The sequence below is a fragment of the Photorhabdus viridis genome, from assembly GCF_040256935.1.
Taxonomy (GTDB): domain Bacteria; phylum Pseudomonadota; class Gammaproteobacteria; order Enterobacterales; family Enterobacteriaceae; genus Photorhabdus; species Photorhabdus viridis.
The window spans coordinates 1-769 of the sequence record NZ_JBEJZY010000203.1 but is presented as its reverse complement, the minus strand read 5'-3'; the positions used below and the strand labels follow the sequence as shown (position 1 = coordinate 769).

At 60.9% G+C, this 769-nt stretch carries 1 protein-coding gene; it reads right to left on the bottom strand.

The features are described 5' to 3' along the window. On the bottom strand, positions 1 to 769 hold a 769-nt coding region (locus ABR397_RS22975; protein ID WP_350307728.1), incomplete at both ends, for an OmpA family protein.

The following is a 769-nucleotide window of genomic DNA, read 5'->3' as shown; positions in this document are numbered from 1 at the left end:
CGGTATCAGCGACGTTGTTGCTGAAACGCCCGGCACCGTTTGCGGTCGCGGACAGGCGACCGTGTTCGGTATCAGACGGATTTCAACTCTGCGGTTAGCGGCACGCCCAGCTGCGGTGGTATTTGTCGCGATCGGTCGCGTCGCCCCGTCGCCTTGTACGACGAAGCAGGCGGGCGACAACGCGCCGGTCTGTAATAGCCAGTCACGGACGGCTTCGGCCCGTGCCAGTGACAACGCCTGGTTTTTCGCGGCATTACCGGTCGCATCGGTATGGCCGGTGATGAAAATCATCCGGCCCGGTTTGGCGCGGATATTGATCAACGCATTGATTAATACTGGGGTTGAGCCCGGTTTCAGTGTCGCCTGTCCCACATCAAACAGGGCCGGGCTATTCAGGCTGATCGTCTGGGGTAACGGGGGCGTCACCGGTTTTTTTTCCTGATGTTCAGGGTGATAGCCCTCAATCGCCGCCTGTAACGGCAGACGTAATCGCGCCCCCTGATACAGCCCTAATCCCAGACGCCACGGCACTCCATGCCGGTCATACTCTTCAAGACGACCGGCATCGTCCCGCAATACCGCCACCGCCTGCGCTTTGCCGCGCGTATCCGTCATGGCGACAGCGTGATAGTGCTGCCAGTCATCGTCCACCTGACGTAACTCTTGCCGGTTATGCCAGGCCGAGCAGCCCAGCGCGGTCATCCCCGCCAGCAGAAACAGCCCCAACGCTATCCTCAAAGCCTGCGGCCCAGCGGTCTGCCATGATCTC